General features: G+C 60.9%; 18 protein-coding genes. 11 read left to right on the top strand and 7 right to left on the bottom strand.

The window, feature by feature from the left end:
* Positions 1–95: 95 nt before the first annotated feature.
* Both OH720_RS07235 and OH720_RS07240 read right to left on the bottom strand, forming a co-directional pair.
* Positions 96–1,274, bottom strand: a complete 1,179-nt coding sequence (locus tag OH720_RS07235) for a vWA domain-containing protein (protein ID WP_046816791.1) — start codon at positions 1,272–1,274, stop codon at positions 96–98.
* 18 nt (positions 1,275–1,292) lie between these two features.
* On the bottom strand, positions 1,293–2,138 hold the full coding sequence (locus OH720_RS07240; protein WP_008055443.1) for an AAA family ATPase: 846 nt from the start codon (positions 2,136–2,138) through the stop codon (positions 1,293–1,295).
* Positions 2,139–2,356: 218 nt separating this feature from the next.
* Here OH720_RS07240 and OH720_RS07245 point away from each other — a divergent pair, with 218 nt between their 5' ends.
* Together OH720_RS07245 and OH720_RS07250 are read left to right on the top strand one after the other, a co-directional pair.
* Complete coding sequence (locus tag OH720_RS07245; RefSeq protein WP_272605064.1) at positions 2,357–2,587, top strand: DUF4160 domain-containing protein; 231 nt, start codon at positions 2,357–2,359, stop codon at positions 2,585–2,587.
* Positions 2,575–3,075, top strand: a complete 501-nt coding sequence (locus OH720_RS07250; RefSeq protein ID WP_272605065.1) for a DUF2442 domain-containing protein — start codon at positions 2,575–2,577, stop codon at positions 3,073–3,075. The genes OH720_RS07245 and OH720_RS07250 overlap by 13 nt, the downstream gene beginning before the upstream one ends.
* Here the strand turns inward: OH720_RS07250 and OH720_RS07255 are convergent.
* Complete coding sequence (locus OH720_RS07255; RefSeq protein ID WP_272605066.1) at positions 3,072–4,148, bottom strand: DUF748 domain-containing protein; 1,077 nt, start codon at positions 4,146–4,148, stop codon at positions 3,072–3,074. The two genes, OH720_RS07250 and OH720_RS07255, sit on opposite strands and share 4 nt — an antisense overlap.
* 129 nt (positions 4,149–4,277) lie before the next feature.
* Here OH720_RS07255 and cysK point away from each other — a divergent pair, with 129 nt between their 5' ends.
* From cysK to OH720_RS07270, 3 genes are all read left to right on the top strand, one after another.
* Entirely contained in the window at positions 4,278–5,252 is a 975-nt protein-coding gene (cysK, locus tag OH720_RS07260) for a cysteine synthase A (protein WP_272605067.1), read from the top strand.
* Between the two features lie 232 nt (positions 5,253–5,484).
* A complete protein-coding gene (locus tag OH720_RS07265; RefSeq protein ID WP_272605068.1) occupies positions 5,485–6,423 on the top strand; it encodes an aspartyl/asparaginyl beta-hydroxylase domain-containing protein in 939 nt (312 codons plus the stop codon).
* Between the two features lie 453 nt (positions 6,424–6,876).
* Positions 6,877–7,740, top strand: coding sequence for a DMT family transporter (locus OH720_RS07270; RefSeq protein ID WP_272605069.1), 864 nt, complete (start codon positions 6,877–6,879; stop codon positions 7,738–7,740).
* A 121-nt stretch (positions 7,741–7,861) separates the two neighbouring features.
* On the opposite strand, the gene OH720_RS07275 is transcribed toward OH720_RS07270, so the two are convergent.
* The 4 genes from OH720_RS07275 to OH720_RS07290 all read right to left on the bottom strand — a co-directional run bounded on the left by OH720_RS07275 (position 7,862) and on the right by OH720_RS07290 (position 11,997).
* The gene (locus OH720_RS07275) at positions 7,862–8,800 is read right to left on the bottom strand and encodes a LysR family transcriptional regulator (protein WP_272605070.1); all 939 of its coding nucleotides are present in this window, start codon (positions 8,798–8,800) and stop codon (positions 7,862–7,864) included.
* Positions 8,801–8,869: 69 nt separating this feature from the next.
* The gene (locus OH720_RS07280; protein ID WP_272605071.1) at positions 8,870–10,399 is read right to left on the bottom strand and encodes a tripartite tricarboxylate transporter permease; all 1,530 of its coding nucleotides are present in this window, start codon (positions 10,397–10,399) and stop codon (positions 8,870–8,872) included.
* Complete coding sequence (locus OH720_RS07285) at positions 10,396–10,929, bottom strand: tripartite tricarboxylate transporter TctB family protein (protein WP_272605072.1); 534 nt, start codon at positions 10,927–10,929, stop codon at positions 10,396–10,398. Before OH720_RS07285 ends, OH720_RS07280 begins: the two co-directional genes overlap by 4 nt.
* 54 nt (positions 10,930–10,983) lie before the next feature.
* Positions 10,984–11,997: a Bug family tripartite tricarboxylate transporter substrate binding protein gene (locus OH720_RS07290; protein WP_180202919.1), complete on the bottom strand. Its 1,014-nt coding sequence runs from the start codon at positions 11,995–11,997 to the stop codon at positions 10,984–10,986.
* Positions 11,998–12,404: 407 nt separating this feature from the next.
* On the opposite strand from OH720_RS07290, the gene OH720_RS07295 reads away from it, so the two are divergent.
* From OH720_RS07295 to OH720_RS07320, 6 genes are all read left to right on the top strand, one after another.
* Positions 12,405–13,682 carry an MFS transporter gene (locus OH720_RS07295; RefSeq protein WP_272606409.1) on the top strand — a complete coding sequence of 426 codons (1,278 nt, stop codon included), beginning with the start codon at positions 12,405–12,407 and terminating at the stop codon, positions 13,680–13,682.
* A complete protein-coding gene (locus OH720_RS07300) occupies positions 13,675–14,631 on the top strand; it encodes an amidohydrolase family protein (protein WP_272605073.1) in 957 nt (318 codons plus the stop codon). The genes OH720_RS07295 and OH720_RS07300 overlap by 8 nt, the downstream gene beginning before the upstream one ends.
* Positions 14,628–15,632, top strand: coding sequence for a 4-hydroxythreonine-4-phosphate dehydrogenase PdxA (locus OH720_RS07305; protein ID WP_272605074.1), 1,005 nt, complete (start codon positions 14,628–14,630; stop codon positions 15,630–15,632). Before OH720_RS07300 ends, OH720_RS07305 begins: the two co-directional genes overlap by 4 nt.
* 318 nt (positions 15,633–15,950) lie before the next feature.
* Positions 15,951–17,126: an L-rhamnonate dehydratase gene (locus tag OH720_RS07310; protein WP_180202916.1), complete on the top strand. Its 1,176-nt coding sequence runs from the start codon at positions 15,951–15,953 to the stop codon at positions 17,124–17,126.
* A gap of 42 nt (positions 17,127–17,168) precedes the next feature.
* A complete protein-coding gene (gene araD1 / locus OH720_RS07315; protein ID WP_272605075.1) occupies positions 17,169–18,164 on the top strand; it encodes an AraD1 family protein in 996 nt (331 codons plus the stop codon).
* 20 nt (positions 18,165–18,184) lie between these two features.
* Positions 18,185–19,765, top strand: a complete 1,581-nt coding sequence (locus tag OH720_RS07320; protein ID WP_272605076.1) for an aldehyde dehydrogenase (NADP(+)) — start codon at positions 18,185–18,187, stop codon at positions 19,763–19,765.
* Positions 19,766–19,861: the final 96 nt, after the last annotated feature.

The following is a 19,861-nucleotide window of genomic DNA, read 5'->3' on the forward strand; positions in this document are numbered from 1 at the left end:
CGGAGCCGGCTCGCTCCCACAAGGTCTTATGTACGACAAAGATCCAATGTGGGAGCGAGCCTGCTCGCGAAGAGGCCATCACAGGCGATGCATTTCTACTTGGAAAGAAACCGCATCCCTTCCTCCAACCCCCGCAATGTCAACGGATACATCTGGTCCTCAATCAAATCCCGAACGATATTGGTCGAGGAGGTATAGCCCCAGGTATCTTTCGGGTACGGGTTGATCCAGATGAGCTTCTTGTACTTCTCCTTGAACCGCTGCATCCACACATAGCCGGCTTCTTCGTTCCAGTGCTCGACGCTGCCACCCGGCTGGGTGATTTCGTAGGGCGCCATGGCGGCGTCGCCGATGAAGATCACCTTGTAATCGGCGCCGTACTTGTGCAGCAGATCCATGGTCGAAGTGCGCTCGGAGGTGCGGCGCATGTTGTTCTTCCACACCGATTCATAAATGAAGTTGTGGAAGTAGAAGTACTCCAGATGCTTGAACTCGGTCTTGCACGCCGAGAACAGCTCTTCGCAGATCTTTACGTGGGCGTCCATCGAGCCGCCGATGTCGAACAGCAGCAACAGCTTGACCGTGTTGCGCCGTTCCGGACGCATCTGGATGTTCAGCAGCCCGGCATCCTTGGCGGTGTGGTCGATGGTGCCATCGATATCGAGTTCTTCGGCGGCACCCTGGCGGGCGAATTTGCGTAAGCGGCGCAGGGCGACCTTGATGTTGCGCGTGCCCAGCTCGACCGAGTCGTCGAGGTTCTTGTACTCGCGCTGATCCCAGACCTTTACGGCCTTGCCCTGGCGCTTGCCGGCATCGCCAACCCGAATGCCTTCCGGGTTGAAACCGCCGGAACCGAACGGGCTGGTACCACCGGTGCCGATCCACTTGTTGCCGCCGGCATGGCGTTCCTTCTGTTCTTCCAGGCGTTTCTTGAATTCTTCGATCAGCTTGTCCAGGCCACCGAGGGACTGGATCGCCGCCCGCTCTTCGTCAGTCAGGGAACGTTCGAATTCCTTGCGCAGCCAGTCTTCCGGGATCAACGCCTGGAGGTGATCGTCGAGCTTTTCCAGGCCATTGAAGTAGGCCCCGAAGGCCCGGTCGAACTTGTCGAAATGCTTTTCGTCCTTCACCAGGATCGCCCGGGACAAGTAATAGAACTCGTCCATGTCGGCGAAGGTCACGCGCTGTTTAAGCGCGTTGATCAGGTCCAGCAGCTCGCGCACCGAGACCGGTACCTTGGCTGCACGCATTTCATTGAACAGATTGAGCAGCATGGCATTTGCCCCAGATGATCAACGACTGCCGCGACGGCTCATGAACGCCAGGCGCTCAAGCAGTTGCACGTCCTGTTCGTTCTTCACCAGCGCGCCTGCCAGCGGCGGGATGGCCTTGGTCGGATCGCGTTCACGCAGCACCGCTTCGCCGATGTTGTCGGCCATCAGCAGCTTCAGCCAGTCCACCAGCTCGGAGGTCGAAGGCTTCTTCTTCAGGCCCGGCACCTTGCGCACGTCGAAGAACACGTCCAGCGCCTCGCTAACCAGGTCTTTCTTGATGTCCGGGTAGTGCACGTCGACGATCCGCTGCATCGTGGTGCGATCCGGGAACGCGATGTAGTGGAAGAAGCAGCGGCGCAGGAAGGCGTCCGGCAGCTCTTTCTCGTTGTTGGAGGTGATGATGATGATCGGGCGCTTCTTGGCCTTGATGGTCTCGTCGATCTCGTAGACGTAGAACTCCATCTTGTCGAGTTCTTGCAGCAGGTCGTTGGGGAACTCGATGTCGGCCTTGTCGATTTCGTCGATCAGCAGAATCACGCGCTCTTCGGACTCGAACGCTTCCCAGAGCTTGCCCTTCTTCAGGTAGTTGCGAACGTCGTGGACCTTTTCCGTGCCCAGCTGCGAGTCGCGCAGGCGGCTGACCGCGTCGTACTCGTACAGGCCCTGGTGAGCCTTGGTGGTGGATTTGATGTGCCAGGTGATCAGCTTGGCGCCAAAGGAGTCGGCCAGTTGCTCGGCGAGCATGGTCTTGCCGGTGCCTGGTTCGCCCTTGACCAGCAGTGGCCGCTCCAGGGTGATGGCGGCGTTGACCGCCAGCTTAAGGTCATCGGTGGCGACGTAGGCCTGGGTGCCTTCGAACTTCATCTGCTAATCCTCGAACGGTAACGCCGGCCTGAGCGAGGCAGGGCGCAGGGTGCAATAAAAGGTGCAATAAAATGGTCAGCCCAGACTATAACGCGGTGTCCGGTCGACTGTGAACGCAGACGGCTTATTCAGTCTCTGAATGGAGCGTCACATCTTGACTCAGTCTCGGCGGCTGGCCAGTATTGAGATATCGCCATAATGGCGATAGCTTGCCAGGCATGTCTACCAAATATCGATTTCGAGATACCTATCGCATTCAGCTGCGAGAGAAGGATCATCCGCCGCCCCACGTTCATCTGACCGGTGGCGGGCTGGACGTCATGCTGAGCCTGGAAACCGTCGTCGTGATGGTGGGCAAGGCACCGCCGCTGATTATCAAGGAAGCGCTGGATTGGGTCAGGGCCCATCAGGTGCAATTGCTGGAGGATTGGAAACGATGTTACCCATGAAGCGACCACGACTATCGGCAGTGGGTGTATTGCCGGACTATCGGTTGGCGCTGACGTTCATCGATGGTCAACAACTGACCTTGGACCTGAGTCGCGACCTGCAGGCTTTTGCGGGCTTGAAACCCTTGCAGGGAGAGGCTTTCGAGGGGGCCACGCTGGGGGATGATGGCTGGTGTGTGGAGTGGCCCGGGCAGGACATCCAGATCGGTGCCGACACTTTGTACCTGGATGCGCTTGCGCAAAACGCTTCGGACGAAAATACCCGGATCTTCATCGACTGGCGCGCTCGAACCGGATTGCCGCTCAATCAGGCCGCCGCGGCGTTGGGAGTCAGCGCCCGCAGCATCAGCCGCTACAGCAGTGGTAGAGAGGCGGTACCGCGCTCACTGGCCCTGGCCTGCCTGGGATGGGACTTCCTGCAACAGCAAGCCAATCTGCCACGGGCAGCCGAAGTAACCGGGCGCTACACCGTCACGCGCAAGCGTTAACCGGCATCCGGCTTGGGTCGTTCATATTGGGCATTGAATGCCTGAATGAAACCATTGCGTAAAATCTGCAAAAACGCCTCGAACGCGCTGATATCTTTTTGATGGACGTTGCCGCGTAGCTCAACCCGCGTTGCAAACTGGTTCTTGCCCTGGTTTTTCAGAACGGTCTCGGTGCCGCCGACCAGAGCCTCCCAGATGGAACGAAAAAGGCCTTTGTCCTTGTTTTCCACATCCTGTTGCCAGTTGAACACGTCGACATCCCTGAGCAGCGGTTTGATGTAACCCGTCAATTTGGCTTTTTTCGCCTCGGCTTCGATGACCACATCGCCGTGGCCGGCATTGAAATCAAACTTGCCGTAGGCCGATGCGAAGTCGTTCATGCGTTTGAGCTGAATGTCCCGGGCCCGCATGCGGAACTCGAAATCCTCGAAGTTGCTCAGTGGATCGAACGTGGCCGTGGTTTCCAGGGGGGCGTGTCCCAGCAGCAGTGCCTTGCCTTCGAAGCGGGCGTCGCGCTTGCCTTTGGAATCGACCACGTTGGTCAGGTTGTAAATGTTCAGGTCGACTTTGGTGGCATTCATGTTCACCGGTGGCTTGGAGTTGAAGTTGCGAAAACTGACCTTGCCATCGTCGATTTGCACTTCGTTGAGGGTAATCGGCAGCAATTTACCCAGTTGGGCGCGCCAGTCGGTGCCTTCGCCGGTTTGCGAGTTTTTCTTGTTGGCCCCACCGTCGACGAAGTTGACCTCAGGCTTGACGAACTTCACTTCGGCTACCACCGCGTGGTCGTACCACAGGGAATGCCAGCTGACCGAGAGGTCGATCAGCGGCGCATTGACGAAGGGAACAGGTACCTTGCCCTCGACCTTGACGATTTTCAGGCCGTTGATCTTGTACGCTCCGCGCCACAGGGCCAGGTCCACGTCGGCAATCTGGCCACGGTAATCGCCCATGTTCGCCAGCCGGTCATTGAGGTAGTCGCGCACAAGGTAGGGCAGGGCGAAGTGCAGGGTAACCAGCAGCACAACGAGGCCGGCGAAGCTCCATAACGGCCAGCGGTATCGACGTTTCATGATGGTAATTCTCTGGCGTTCTATAGCCATTGACTGCGCTCACATCCGGACGTTCGACCTGACTGGACGCCTACGGGCAAGAGGCTTACCTTGATGCCCTATTTCAATGCTGTCGTTAAGGACCCAGCCATGAGCCGTATCTACGCTGACAATGCCCATTCCATCGGCAACACGCCGTTGGTGCAGATCAACCGTATCGCGCCGCGCGGCGTCACCATCCTGGCCAAGATAGAGGGGCGCAACCCCGGTTACTCGGTCAAGTGCCGGATTGGCGCCAACATGATCTGGGACGCCGAAAGCACGGGCAGGCTCAAGCCGGGCATGACCATCGTCGAGCCGACCTCCGGCAACACCGGCATCGGCCTGGCCTTCGTTGCCGCCGCGCGTGGCTACAAATTGATGCTGACCATGCCGGCATCCATGAGCATCGAGCGCCGCAAGGTACTCAAGGCACTGGGGGCGGAACTGGTGCTGACCGAGCCGGCCAAGGGCATGAAAGGTGCGATCGAGAAGGCTGGGGAGATCGTCGCCAGTGATCCGGCGCGCTATTTCATGCCAGCGCAGTTCGACAACCCGGCCAACCCCGCCATCCACGAAAAAACCACCGGGCCCGAGATCTGGAACGATACCGACGGTGCCGTGGACGTATTGGTGGCAGGGGTCGGAACAGGCGGAACCATTACCGGCGTTTCGCGGTATATCAAGAATACCCAGGGCAAACCTATCGTCTCGGTGGCAGTGGAACCTGCGGTATCACCGGTGATTTCCCAAAAGTTGGCCGGTGAGGAAATCAAGCCGAGTCCGCACAAGATCCAGGGCATCGGTGCCGGTTTTGTGCCGAATAACCTCGACCTGTCGATCGTTGACCGGGTAGAGCTGGTCACCGACGAGGAGTCCAAGGCCATGGCCCTGCGCTTGATGCAGGAAGAAGGCATCCTGTGCGGCATCTCCTGCGGCGCCGCGATGGCCGTGGCAGTTCGCCTTGCGGAGACCCCGGAAATGCAGGGCAAGACCATTGTGGTGATCCTTCCGGATTCCGGTGAACGTTACTTGTCGAGCATGCTGTTCAGCGATCTGTTTACCGAACAGGAGAATCAGCAGTAACCGCTGGCAAAGGCTCAAATGATGGAGAGGGGGCTTCCCTTCTTCATCAGGTGTGAGTGACCCGGATCAGCAAGTGTTCAGGCACCTTGTGATAAGAAATACTTTGTTACGCATTGCTTGACACAGTATCTCGGGTTACACGGGTTTTTCCCGTGATTGGTAGTGGTTATCATGCCAACGGCCGCGTCGGGGAATGGCGTTGCGCAGATGTCTATCGATCAAGGAGCTGTTGATGAGCATTTCGGTTGCCGCGAAAGCGTCGTTTTTGCTGCTGTTCCTGGGCAGTACCCTCTATGTGCATTTGCGTGGCAAGGCGCGCTTGCCGGTCTTGCGCCAATTCGTCAACCATTCGGCCCTGTTCGCCCCCTATAACGCCTTGATGTATCTGTTCTCCGGCGTACCTTCAAAACCCTACCTGGACCGCAGCAAGTTTCCCGAACTGGATGTGCTCAAGGACCACTGGGAAGTTATCCGCGACGAAGCGATGCACCTGTTTGACGAGGGTTACATCCGCGCCGCGGAAAAAAACAACGACGCCGGGTTCGGTTCGTTTTTCAGGAAGGGCTGGAAACGGTTTTACCTCAAATGGTACGACAAACCCTTGCCCTCGGCCGAGCTGTTGTGCCCGAAGACCGTGGCGCTGGTCAGCGCGATTCCCAATGTCAGGGGGGCCATGTTCGCCTTGCTGCCGGGGGGCAGTCATCTCAATCCGCACCGCGATCCCTTCGCCGGCTCCCTGCGCTACCACCTGGGACTGGCGACGCCCAATAGCGACGCTTGCCGCATCTACGTCGACGGTCAGGCCTACGCCTGGCGTGATGGTGAAGACGTGATGTTCGACGAAACCTATGTGCATTGGGTCAAGAACGAAACCGACCAGACCCGGGTCATCCTGTTCTGCGACATCGAGCGACCGCTCAGTAACCGCTTGATCACCGGCATCAACCGCCGGATCAGCAGCCTGCTGGGACGCGCCACCGCGCCGCAGAACCTTGCGCATGAACGCGTGGGCGGGATCAACCAGGCCTATGCCTGGAGCAAGCGATTCAGCGACAGGTCCAGTGGTGCGATCAAGCAGTGGAAGCGTCGTTATCCCAAGGCCTACCGGGTAATGCGACCAGTATTGGCGATCGGTGTGCTGGCTTTGCTGGTCCATTGGCTGCTGGGCTGAACATCTGTTGGGCGTCCCTTGGCAAAAAATGGTTACGGCCAGCACCTCACCCGTCTATTGCAAGCGGGTTGATGCCAGTCACGTCTTCCAACCCATTGCCAAGGCTGTCGAGCTCTGGTTATAGTCGGCACAAGCAGGTCCCCATGACCTGCTTTCTCAACTTCTCGAAAAAGATCAGCCCAATGCCTGCATCCCTCATCAACGCGGTAGTCGATTCAGCGGTCAACGCTGGCGTCGTGCCGTGCGGGAACCAGCAGCCTGTGCAGATCAGTCATTACCCCCCACCTGTCAGTAGCACACCGGTGTGCGCAGTCGCAGCACCGCCGGGTGTTGGCATTTCGGGCTGATCAGCGTTTCCGCTGTTTCAATCCTGCCTGCAAATACGCCCGCAAAAAAACTACTGAATTTCAGCTTCGGCTGAGTTGGCTTCTTGCCTGACTACAGGTGGTATTCATGTTTGTCCTTTCGAAAAAATCCGCGCTCGCGGCGGCGTCCACGAGCCTGTTCGTCCTGCTGTGGAGCAGCGGGGCGATCTTCTCCAAGTGGGGGCTGGCCCACGCGTCACCCTTTGCCTTTCTGTTGATTCGCTTCGTCATCGCGTTGTGCGGCCTGGTGTTGTTGATGCCGTCGCTCAAGTTGAAGTTGCCCAGGGGCGGCAAGGCGATGCGGTATGCGATGGCCACCGGTTTGATGTTGCTGGGGGCGTATCAGATTTTTTATCTGCTGGCGCTCGACCTCAAGGTCACGCCCGGTGTGATGGCGACCATCATGGGCGTGCAACCGATTCTCACGGTGGTGCTCATGGAGCGTCAGCGCTCAGCCAGCCGAATGTTCGGCCTGTCGCTGGGCTTGACCGGTTTGATCATGGTGGTCTACCAGGGCATCGGCCTGGCGGGCATGTCGCTGGCCGGGATGCTCTTCGGCCTGCTGGCGCTGGCAAGCATGACCTTGGGTTCGATCATGCAGAAACGCATCACCGACAATCCCCTCGGCACGCTGCCGGTGCAGTACCTGGCGGGGCTGTTGCTCTGCGGGATCTTCGTGCCGTTCCAGCCCTTTCATTTCGAACACGGCAGCGGTTTCATCGTGCCCGTGTTGTGGATGGGGCTGGTGGTGTCGGTGCTGGCGACGTTGTTGCTGTACCGCTTGATCGCCCGGGGCAATCTGGTGAATGTCACCAGCCTGTTCTATCTGGTACCGGCCGTGACGGCCGTGATGGATTACCTGATTTTCGGCAACCGGCTGGCGATGCTGAGCATCCTCGGCATGTTGCTGATTATCGTCGGCCTGGTGTTCGTGTTCCGTAAAACCGCGTAAACCCCATAGGAGCGAGCTTGCTCGCGATGGACGTCCAGACAGCGCGATCATTCAGGCAGCACGCGTTATCGTTCACGTCCATCGCGAGCGGGCTCGCTCCCACAGGGAATCGGGCTTCATTTCAGGCCTTCGCATGTTCGGCACGTACCGAGTTCATGAACGCCTGCATCGCCGACGACTGGATGCGATGGCGGCGGGTGATCAGCCCGTAGGGTGGCAAGCGTGCTTCGAACTTGATCGGCAGCACCGCCAGCAGGTCACGACCGGGATAATCCTCGACCACCGACACCGGCGTGACACCGAGCATATCGGTCTGCTGAATCAACGAGAGCAAGGTCATGATCGAGGTGGTTTCGACGATGCTGCTCGGAATATCGACCCGCGCATTGTGGAACACCTGGTTGATGATCGCGCGCATCGGGCTTGGCTGTTGTTGCAGCACCCAGGTCATGTTCTGCAGTTCTGCCCAACCCAGTTGCTTCTCTTGCGCCAGCGGATTTTGTGCACCGGCAATCACACACAGTTCTTCTTCACCCAGGCTGTCGAACAGCAGTTCTTCGGCCCGTGCTCCGGGTGGAATACGCCCCAGCACGATGTCCAGTTGATCCTGCAACAGCGCCTGCACCAGCACGTCGCTGGTGTCGACCTGGATGCTCATGGACAGGCGTGGATGGCTTTGCTTCAAGGTCGCGATGGTGCGGGTCAACAACCCCGAGGCCAGCGCCGGAATCGCGCCAACGGCGACCCGCCCCAGGTTGCCCGATTGCAGGGCCACCAGTTCTTCGCGCATGCCGCTGAGTTCGGCGAAGACCATGCGGGCGTAGTAGATGACGGTTTCCCCGAACGGGGTCGAGCGCATGCCCCGCGGCAGGCGTTCAAAAAGCTCGACGCCGAGCAAATCCTCAGCCTCGTGCAGCATCTTGGTCGCTGCCGGTTGAGTCATGCCGATGTGGTCGGCGGCACGGCGCAACGAGCCGAACTCCTCCAGCGCCAGCATCAGCCGTAGCTGGCGTAGTCGCAAACGACTGTGGATCACATTGGCATCAGGAATTCGGGACATGGGCCGTACTCGCAATCAAGACTGCGGCAAGCCTGACAACAAATGCCAGGCGTTGCCAGCATTGCTGTGTCACAGCACCGATTTAGGCTTGGCGACCGGGGCTTTGCGCAGGCCGATCAGGGTTTGCAGCGCCTTGGAAATCAACGGCCAGAACAGCATCAGCAGCGCCGCCGTGGTCAGGCCGCCCACCAATGGGTTGGACCAGAAGATTCCCAGGTGCCCGTCAGAGAACAGCATTGACTGGCGAAACGCATCTTCGGCCTTGTCGCCCAGTACCGCCGCCAGTACCAGCGGTGCAATTGGGTAGCCCAGCTTCTTGAACAAATAACCCAACGCGCCGAAACCGAGCATCAGCACCACGTCGAAGAACGAGTTGTGCACCGAGTAGGCACCGATGGCGCAGACCATGATGATAATCGGCGCGATGATCGAGAACGGAATGCGCAGGATCGAGGCGAACAGCGGCACGGTGGCCAACACCACGATCAGGCTCACCACGTTGCCCAGGTACATGCTGGCGATCAGGCCCCAGACGAAGTCATGCTGCTCGACGAACAGCGTTGGCCCCGGGTGCAGGCCCCAGATCATCAAGCCGCCGAGCATCACCGCTGCAGTGGCCGAACCGGGAATGCCGAGGGTCAACATCGGTAGCAAGGCGCTGGTGCCGGCCGCGTGGTCGGCGGTTTCCGGGGCGATGACGCCTTCGAGTTCACCCTTGCCAAAGTTGTCGCGGTTCTTCGAAAAACGCCGCGCCAGGCTGTAGCTCATGAACGATGCAGCGGTCGGGCCGCCCGGCGTAATGCCCATCCAACAACCGACCAGGGTGCTGCGCATGATGGTCCACCAGTAGCGCGGCAGTTTGGCCCAGGTGCGCAGGATCACCATCGGTGTGATGCGCGCATGTTCGCCACGGAACACCAGGCCTTCTTCCACGGTGCAGAGGATTTCGCCGATGCCGAACAGGCCGATCACCGCGACTTCGAAGCTGATGCCGGTCATCAGGATCGGCTGGTCAAAGGTCAGGCGCAGGTTGCCGGACACGGTGTCCATGCCGACCGCCGCCATGGCGAAACCGATCATCATCGCCACCACGGTTTTCAGCGGCGGGTTCTTGCTCATGCCGATGAAGGTGCAGAACGCCAACAGGTACACCGCAAAGAACTCCGGTGAACTGAATGACATGGCGAATGCAGCGATTTTCGTCGACAGGAAGGTCAGCAACAACACCCCGGCCAGTGCCCCCAGCAACGCCGAACTGAACGCTGCAGTCAGGGCTTCGGCGGCGCGACCTTCGCGGGCCATCGGGTAGCCATCGAACGTCGTCGCCACTGATGAGGGCTCACCGGGGATGTTGAACAGGATCGAGGTGATCGAGCCGCCAAACAGCGCGCCCCAATACATGCACGACAGCAGGATGATCGCCGACACGGGCGACATGGTGAACGTCAGCGGCAACAACAGTGCCACGCCATTGGGGGCGCCGAGGCCGGGCAACACGCCGACCAGGATGCCCAGCAGCACGCCGATCACCATCAGGCCGATGTGGCCCGGGGTCAGGATCAGGTTCATGCCTTGCAACAGGGAATCGAATTCGCTCATTTGAAATTTCTCCCGACCAGGGTAATCCAGTCGCCCAACGGGCCGGCATCCAGCGGGACCTTGAACCACAGCGCGAAAATCAGGTAGCTGGCCAGGACCGCGCCGAGGGATACCGTGGCGATCATCCATTTGCCGTAAGGCCTGGCGCGGACCTTGTCACGCCACATGAACCAGGCGATGAAGCACGCCGAGGCGACGTAGATGCCGGTCAACGGCATGGCCGCGACGAACAGCGCAATCGGGATGAACACCGACAGCACTTGCCTGAACGCACCGCGACTGACAAAGGCAATGCTCAGCGCTTGCCAGCGCACCACGGTCAACACGCCGTTGGCCAGGCTCGCGGCGCAGAGCATCAGGCCGATGTAGAAGGGGAAGTAACCCGGCTCGGGGCCGGCGTCACCCCAGCCGATACCTTGTTCGACGCTGCCGAACATCACCACCACGCCAATCAGCGCGGTGAAGAGTGTCAGGCCGAGTTCGACCCAACGGGTGCCGACCAGCGCGGGTGAATCCGAAGAATGGGACATGCAGACACCTCCAGCAGATGACGGCCGCCCGCAGGCGGGGCGGCCGCGACAACGTCAGTTCTTCAACCAGCCGGCTTCCTTGAAGACCGGGGTGACGCGGGCGGTGTCTTTTTCGATGTAGGCGGTCAGCGGCTCACCTTCAAGGAAGGTTGGCACCAGGGCGTTCTGCTTGACGTAGGCCTTGAACTCAGGGGTTTCAGTGACTTTGCGCATCAGCTCGACATAGAACGCGCGTTGCTCGGCGGAAATGTCGCCGGGCATGAACACGGTGCGTGGGAAGCGGTATTGATCGATGCCCAGGCCTTGTTCATGGCAGGTCGGCACGTCGGCCCAGGATTTGTCACCGGCGACTTTGTCGGTGTAGCTCATGCGCTCCTTGCTGAAAACGCAGAGCGGTTCGACCTGATCGCCACGCCATTGGCTGATGCTTTCGCTGGGGTTGTTGACGTTGGCGGCGATGTGTTTGCCGGCCAGCTGGGTGGCCGCTTCGCTGCCGCTCTTGAACGGGATGTACACCAGTTTGCTGTTGGTGGTCTGGTTCAGCAGCAGGGTCAGGGTCTGGTCGACATCCTTGGACTGGCTGCCCCCCATGCGCAGGTTCGACGGGTCGGCCTTGACCGCTTCGTAGAAGCTTTTCGCATCCTTCCACGGTGCGCCTTTGTAGCTCCAGAGAATGAAGTCATCCTCGGCCACGGCGGCAATCGGCGTCAGCTCCTGCCATTGATAGCCGAGCTTGGACACCAGCGGCAACAGGTAGATGTTGTTGGTGCCGATCACCAGTTTCTCGGCATCGCCCTTGTTCATCTTCATGTCGAGAAAGGCTTCGGCACCATTGCCGCCGCCCTTGTTGAGGACGATGGTATTGACGTCGAGCAACTTGTGCGTGGTGATGATCGACTGGATCAGGCGACCAAGCTGGTCGGTACCGCCACCGGGGCCACCGGCGACAACGATTTCGACGTTCTTGTCCGGTTGCCAGGCGTGGGCCAGGGCGGGAAGGGCGCCAGCGGCGACCAGGGTGCAGCCAAGAAACAGACGGGATGTGCGACGGACGAATGCATTTCGCATGATGGAAGAGCCTCGTTTTTGTAGTTGTTATGAGTGACTTGTTGGCGTTCGAAAGCTGCAAGCCTGGCCAGAGTGTGGGAAGGCGCCGCCGCCGCGTCTAGTCAAAACAATACATACACCGATAGCCTGGGGTTATAGCGCGGCAAACGAAGCAGGATTTCCTACAAAAAAATGTATGCCTGCGTTGAAAGCTCATTGAAAGCACGGCATGCCATAACCCGAAGCTATCACCTGATTTCAAGTTTTGATTAGACGGTTATCACCGGGCCTTCGATAGTGCCCACACAGGTCGCCACGACGCGACGCGCTTGCAACCACAACAATAAAAAATCGAGGTACGCACCATGGCTCGTCCCAGTGCTTCCCTGCATCTGCCTGGCGCAGGTGCTGCGACCGCCGAAGCGGCAATGCCACAAGCGGGTACTGCCAAGGCCAGCAATGTGCGTTGGCGGATCTTCGCGATCATCTTTGCGCTGACCATGGTCAACCTGATCGATCGGGTCTCGCTGTCCATCGCCATGCCGACCATCGCCCATGAGTTTTCCCTCACTCCGAGCATGCAGGGCTTGATCCTCAGCAGCTTCTTCTGGGCCTACGCGCTGTTGCAGATTCCCGGCGGCTGGTTGATCGACCGCTTCGGACCGCATCGGGTCATCAGCTGGTCCACCGGGTTGTGGGGCACGTTCCAGGTGCTGGCGGCGTTCGCCACCGGCGGCCTGTCGTTGTTGTTTGCCCGCGTGGCCTTGGGGGCCTCGGAAGCGCCGCTGTTTCCGTCCGGCGGCAAGCTGATCTCTTCGTGGCTGGCGCCCAGCGAACGCAGTCGCGGAGCGGTGTTGATGGACAGCGGGAGCCCGTTGGGCGTGGCGCTCGGTGGGTTGATTATTGCCTACCTGATTGCTTCGCTGGACTCCTGGCGCCTGGCCTTCGTGATCGCCGGTGTGGCGACCCTGTTGCTGGCCTGGCTGGCGCGGCGTTATCTGCGTGATGACCCGACCAGTCACCCGCAGGTCAATGCCCTGGAGCTGGCAAAGATCAACGCCGGGCGCGCCACGCCGGCCGCCGAAGCCGCCCGGGCACCGGTCAAGGGCCTGGGCATCGCCGCCCGTTCCCTGAGCGGGTTGCTGATCGGTCGTGCCAGTTGGGCGATGGTGTATTTCGGCCTGCTCACCTGGGGGCCGAGCTATCTGGCGCAAGCCCGGGGGTTTGATATCAAGGGCATTGGTGCGGCGACCTTCGTGATTTTCGTCTGCGGCGCACTGGGTTCGTTGACCGGTGGTTTCCTTTGCGACGGCTTGATCCGCAAGGGCGTGCGTCGCGGGGTGGCGGTCAAGAGCCTGCTGGCGTTTTCCGGCCTGGTGGCCCTCGGCGCGTTCCTGCTGCTGCCGACCCTGAGCGATCCTTTTGCGGCCGTGGCGCTGTTGGCCATGACCGCGTTTTTCCTGATGTGGGGCAGCCTCTACTGGAGCTTCCCGGCGTTGCTGGCGGCGCCGGCGCGGGTCGGTTTGATCGGCGGTGTGATGAACATGGCCGGCAGCACCGGCGGTATCGCGGTGCCGATCCTGGTGGGGGTGATCCTGCAAATGAGCGGTGGCTTCGCCCCTGTGCTCGGGTTCTTTGCCGCGTGCTCGGCAGTGTTTGTACTGGCGACTTTGTTTATCAGTCTCGACGAGGTGCGTTATGGCTGAGCGTTGGAATGGACCGATCATCGATGCCCATCATCACTTCTGGGACCCCTCGATCAATGACCATCCGTGGCTGGCACCCGACGCCAATATTGCGTTTCGCTACGGCGATTACACCGCGATCAAGCGCCGCTATTTTCCCGAGGATTACTTCGCCGATGCCGGTGAGCATCGGGTGGTGCAAACGGTATACGTCGAGACCGAATGGAACCCCCAGGACCCGATTGGCGAAACCCGGTTCATCGAGCAACTGGCTGCCCGTTACGGGGTGCCCAATGCGATCGTCGCCCAAGCCTGGCTCGACCACCCGGACGCTATTGCTGTGCTCGCCGAGCAGGCCACCTACAAGTGCGTGCGCAGCGTGCGGCACAAGCCCGGCGGGCCGACGTCACCCGAACAGTTCGGACGGGTGCGCAGCCTGATGAGCGACGAGCACTGGCGGCGCAGTTACGCCGCGCTGGAGGGACTGGGCCTGCACTTTGATCTGCAGACCCCCTGGTGGAACCTGCCCGAGGCCGAACGGCTGGCCCGGGATTTCCCCGGCATCACCCTGATTCTCAATCACGCCGGGTTGCCCAACGACCGCAGTGCCGAAGGTTTGGCGGGGTGGCGAGCGGCGATGGCGCGGTTGGCGCAGTGGCCGAACGTGCAAGTCAAGATCTCCGGCCTGGGCCAGGCGGGCCGGGCGTGGCGCGCTATCGACAACGCCTGGATCGTGCGCGAAATCATCGCGATGTTCGGCACCAAGCGAGCGATGTTCGCCAGCAACTTTCCGGTGGACAGCCTGTGTGGCTCGTTCGACGACATCTACAGCGGTTTCAAATTCATCGTCGCCGATCTGCCCATGGCCGATCAGGAGCGACTGTTCTACAGCAACGCGCAGCGAATCTATCGCTGCGAACCTTGCGCCATTGACCGGGCGCTGCCTGAATCCTTAAGGAGTGAAGCATGAACAAGACAACCATCGCGATGGTCCTGGGTGACCCGGCGGGCATCGGCCCGGAACTGATCGCGCGCTTGCTCGGCGAGCCCGATGTGCGCGGCCAGGCCAACGTGATCCTGATTGCCGACGAAGCGGAAATGCGTCGTGGCATGCGCATCGCCGGGGTGGAGTTTCCATATCGCCGGGTGGAGTCGCTGGAGCAGCTGTCGTTCGTCGATGACACACCGTTGTTCTACGATTTTCGCGGCGACACCGTCGGTGAATTTCCCCGCAGCGAGGCCAGCGTCATTGGCGGTCGCTACAGCCTCGACACCCTGGAAATCGCCCTGCGCCTGACCGAGTCCGGGACCACCGACGCGATATTGTTCGGGCCGTTGAACAAGACCTCGCTGCACATGGCCGGCATGGCCCACAACGATGAGTTGCACTGGTTCGCCGAGCTGCTGGATTTCCACGGACCGTTCTGCGAGTTCAACGTGCTCGACAACCTCTGGACTTCACGGGTGACGTCTCACGTGGCGTTGGCCGAGGTCTCGGGGCTGCTCAGCCAGGAACGGGTGGTGGAAGCGATTCAACTGATCGACACCGCGTTGAAGCGCAATGGCCTGGAGAAACCAAGGATTGGCGTCTGCGGATTGAACCCGCACAACGGCGACAACGGCTCGTTTGGCCGCGAAGAGCTCGACATCATCGGCCCGGCGGTGCGCAAGGCCCAGGCACTGGGCATCGCGGCGGAAGGACCGTACCCGGGCGACACGATTTTCCTCAAGGTCCAGGGCGACGCCAGCGCCTTTGACGCGGTCGTCACGATGTATCACGACCAGGGGCAGATCGCGATCAAGCTGATGGGCTTCTCCCGTGGCGTCACGGTGCAGGGCGGCTTGCCGATCCCGATCACCACCCCGGCCCATGGCACCGCATTCGACATCGCAGGGCAGGGCAAGGCCAACGTCGGTGCGACGCGCCAGGCGTTCGAGATTGCTTGCCGGATGGGTGGCAACAGCTACTGATAAAACGCACAACCTCCTGTGGGAGCGGGCTTGCTCGCGAAAGCGGTGGGTCAGTCACTGAAGAAGTGCCTGGCCTGACGCCTTCGCGAGCAAGCCCGCTCCCACATTTTTTTTGCGTGAAGCCTGATAACTCGATCTACCGGATAACTGCTTTTTCCTATCACCCCAGGTTATCGCCGGATACGCATAAGTGATTATCCGCAGCTCCCGAGGGCTGGCTAAAGTCGCTCCATCGAATGCCTGGTACCGGTCACCCGAGCGGCTCCACGCAGCGACACAACAATGACAAGAAGCCGGCAGCGCAAGGAAACTGTATTCATGAAAATCAAAGCGATCCGTACCCGCGTTTTCGAGTGGAAAGGCAAAGTCGTCCCACCTCAGGCGCACTTTTGCACCAACGCCAGCGACATCCTGTTCGAGCGCGGCGACGCCATGGGCTCGTTCCGTTTCCACGGCTGGCTGGTGGTGGAAGTCGAGACCGACAACGGCCTCATCGGCATCGGCAACTGCGCCCTGGCGCCGCGGGTGGCCAAGGAAATCATCGACACTTACCTCGCACCCATCGCGATTGGCGAAGACCCGTTCGACAACGAATACATCTGGCAGAAAATGTACCGTCAGAGCCACGCCTGGGGGCGCAAAGGCATCGGCATGGCGGCCATCTCGGCAATCGACATCGCCATCTGGGACATCATGGGAAAGGCGGTCAACAAGCCGGTGTTCAAGCTGCTCGGTGGCCGTACCAAGGAAAAGATCTGGACCTACGCCTCCAAGCTCTACGCCAACGACAACCTCGACCTGTTCCTCGAAGAAGCCCAGGGCTATCTGAACCAGGGTTTCACCGCGCTGAAAATGCGCTTCGGCTACGGTCCCAAAGACGGCCCGGCAGGCATGCGCAAGAACATCGAACAAGTGCGCGCCTTGCGTAACCTGGCCGGCCCCGACGTCGACATCATGCTCGAATGCTACATGGGCTGGACCCTCGAATATGCCCGGCGCATGTTGCCCAAGCTGGCCGAGTTCGAGCCGCGCTGGCTGGAGGAGCCGGTGATCGCCGACGACATCGAGGGTTACATCGAGCTGAAAAAAATGGGGATCATGCCGATCTCCGGCGGCGAGCACGAGTTCACCTCCTACGGCTTCAAGGACCTGCTCGAACGTCGTGCCGTCGACGTGATCCAGTACGACACCAACCGCGTCGGCGGCATCACCGCCGCGCGCAAGATCAACGCCATGGCCGAGGCCTGGTCAGTGCCGGTCATCCCGCACGCCGGGCAGATGCACAACTACCACCTGACCATGTCCACCACCGCCTCGCCGATGGCCGAGTTCTTCCCGGTGTTCGACGTCGAAGTCGGCAACGAACTCTTCTACTACGTGTTCAAGGGCGAGCCGCAACCGGTCAACGGCTACATCCAGCTCGACGACAACAAACCGGGCCTGGGCCTGGAAATCTCCGATGAGTACCTGAGCGACTTCAACATCATCGAGTGACCCTGTGGTGAGCCACTTATCCACGACTTTCCGGAGGGCGACATGCGCCTGATTCAATTCGAAAACACTGCCGGTGAACGCCAGGTCGGGCTCGTCGACGGGGCCCAGGTCCAGGTGCTCAAGGGCACCCGCAACACCCGCGAACTGGCACTCGCGGCGATCCGCGCCGAGCGCAGCCTGCAAGAAGAAGTCGCCCTGCGCGGCACCGAGCCGGGCCCGGACTACGCACAGCTGTTGAAGCAGGGCCAGGTCCTGCCCCCGCTGGACCATGAAGACCCGGCCCATTGCCTGATCAGCGGCACCGGCCTGACCCATCTGGGCAGCGCTTCGACGCGGGACAAAATGCACCAGCAGGAGGGCGCTGTCGAAGCCGGCATGACCGACACCATGCGCATGTTCAAATGGGGCCTGGAGGGCGGCAAGCCAGCGGCCGGGCAGTTCGGTGCTCAGCCGGAATGGTTCTACAAGGGCGACGGCAGCATCGTCGTGCGGCCCGGCGCGGACTTCCCGGTGCCGCCGTTTGCCGAAGACGCCGGTGAAGAACCGGAGCTGACCGGGCTCTACGTGATCGGCGACGACGGCCAGCCGTATCGTGTCGGATATGCCTTGGGCAATGAGTTCTCCGACCATGTCATGGAGCGGCGCAACTACCTGTACCTGGCCCACTCGAAACTGCGCTGCTGCGCCTACGGGCCGGAGCTGCGAGTCGGTGAATTGCCCAGGCACCTGGTGGGCACCAGCCGCATCAAGCGCAATGGAGAAACGATCTGGGAAAAAGAGTTTCTCAGCGGCGAGGACAACATGTGCCACAGCCTGGCCAACCTCGAGTTCCACCACTTCAAGTACGCGCAGTTCTTGCGGCCCGGTGACGTTCATGTGCACTACTTCGGCACGGCCACGCTGTCGTTTGCCGATGGCGTGAAAACCCAGCCAGGGGATCGCTTCCAGATCAGCCTCGAAGAGTTCGGTGCGCCACTGGTGAACGGCATCGGCGAAAGTGCCCAGCCGTTGCCCATCGGTCAGGTGCGGGCGCTGTGAGCCAGCAAAAGGAAACCCTCATGACATTGCTACTTGGACACAACTACATCGGCGGCCGCCGCAGCGCCAACGGCACCTTGCAACTGCAAAGCCTCGATGCGACCACCGGCGAGCCATTGCCCGGCACCTTCTTCCAGGCATCCGAAGCCGAAGTGGACGCGGCCGCCAAAGCTGCCGCGGCGGCGTACCCGATCTACCGCAGCCTGAGCGCGGAAAAACGTGCGACGTTCCTCGATGCCATCGCCGATGAAATCGATGCGCTGGGCGATGACTTCGTCGCCACCGTGTGCCGCGAAACCGCGTTGCCGGCCGGGCGAATCCAGGGGGAACGCGGTCGCACCAGCGGCCAGTTGCGCTTGTTCGCCAAGGTGCTGCGTCGCGGTGATTTCTACGGCGCACGCATCGACCGCGCGTTGCCGGAGCGCCAGCCATTGCCACGCCCGGATCTGCGGCAGTACCGCATCGCCCTGGGGCCGGTGGCGGTGTTCGGCGCGAGCAACTTCCCGTTGGCATTCTCCACGGCCGGCGGCGATACCGCCTCGGCCCTGGCCGCCGGGTGCCCGGTGGTGTTCAAGGCCCACAGCGGGCACATGGCAACCGCCGAATGGGTGGCGGATGCCATCATCCGCGCCGCCGAGCGCACGGAAATGCCGGCCGGGGTGTTCAACATGATTTATGGCGCTGGCGTCGGTGAATGGCTGGTCAAGCACCCGGCGATCCAGGCGGTGGGTTTCACCGGCTCGCTCAAAGGTGGCAATGCCCTGAGCCACATGGCCGCGAGCCGGCCACAGCCGATCCCGGTGTTCGCCGAGATGTCGAGCATCAACCCGGTGTTCCTGCTGCCCGAGGCGCTGGCGGTGCGCGGTGAACAGATCGCTGCGCAACTCGCCGGTTCCGTGACCCTGGGGTGTGGGCAGTTCTGCACCAACCCGGGCCTGGTCATCGGCCTGCGCTCAGCGCAGTTCAGCAGTTTTCTCGAAACCTTTTGCGCGAGCATGAACCAGCAACCTGCGCAAACCATGCTCAATGCCCCGGCGCTGGCCAGCTACAGCCGAGGCCTGGGTGAACTGCACGAGCATCCGGGGCTGACTCATTTGGCGGGCAAGCCGCAGCAGGGTAACCAGGCGCAGCCGCAAGTGTTCAAGGCCGATGTCAGCCTGTTGCTCAAGGGCGATGAACTGCTTCAGGAAGAAGTGTTCGGGCCGACCACCATCGTCATCGAAGTCGAGGACCGCGCGCAGTTGGCGGCGGCGCTGCAGGGCCTGCGCGGGCAGTTGACGGCGACCTTGATCGGCGAGGCTGATGAGTTGCTGGAGTACCGCTGGCTGGCGGAGATGCTGCAGGAAAAGGTTGGGCGGATTTTGCTCAATGGTTATCCCACCGGCGTCGAGGTGTGCGAAGCGATGGTGCATGGCGGGCCGTATCCGGCGACGTCCGACTCGCGGGGCACGTCGGTCGGCACCCTGGCCATCGACCGCTTCCTGCGCCCGGTGTGCTTCCAGAATTATCCGGATGCGTTGTTGCCCGAGGCCTTGCAGGATGCCAATCCGCTGGGGATTCGGCGGTTGGTGGATGGGGAGGTGAGTGATTCAGCTTTGTAGCGTCCGGGCCGACGCCATCGCTGGCAAGCCAGCTCCCACAGTGAGTCGTGTTGTACACATATTCTGTATTCGACGCCGAACCCTGTGGGAGCTGGC

Origin of the sequence: Pseudomonas sp. WJP1 (assembly GCF_028471945.1) — a bacterium.
In the GTDB taxonomy this organism is placed as follows: domain Bacteria; phylum Pseudomonadota; class Gammaproteobacteria; order Pseudomonadales; family Pseudomonadaceae; genus Aquipseudomonas.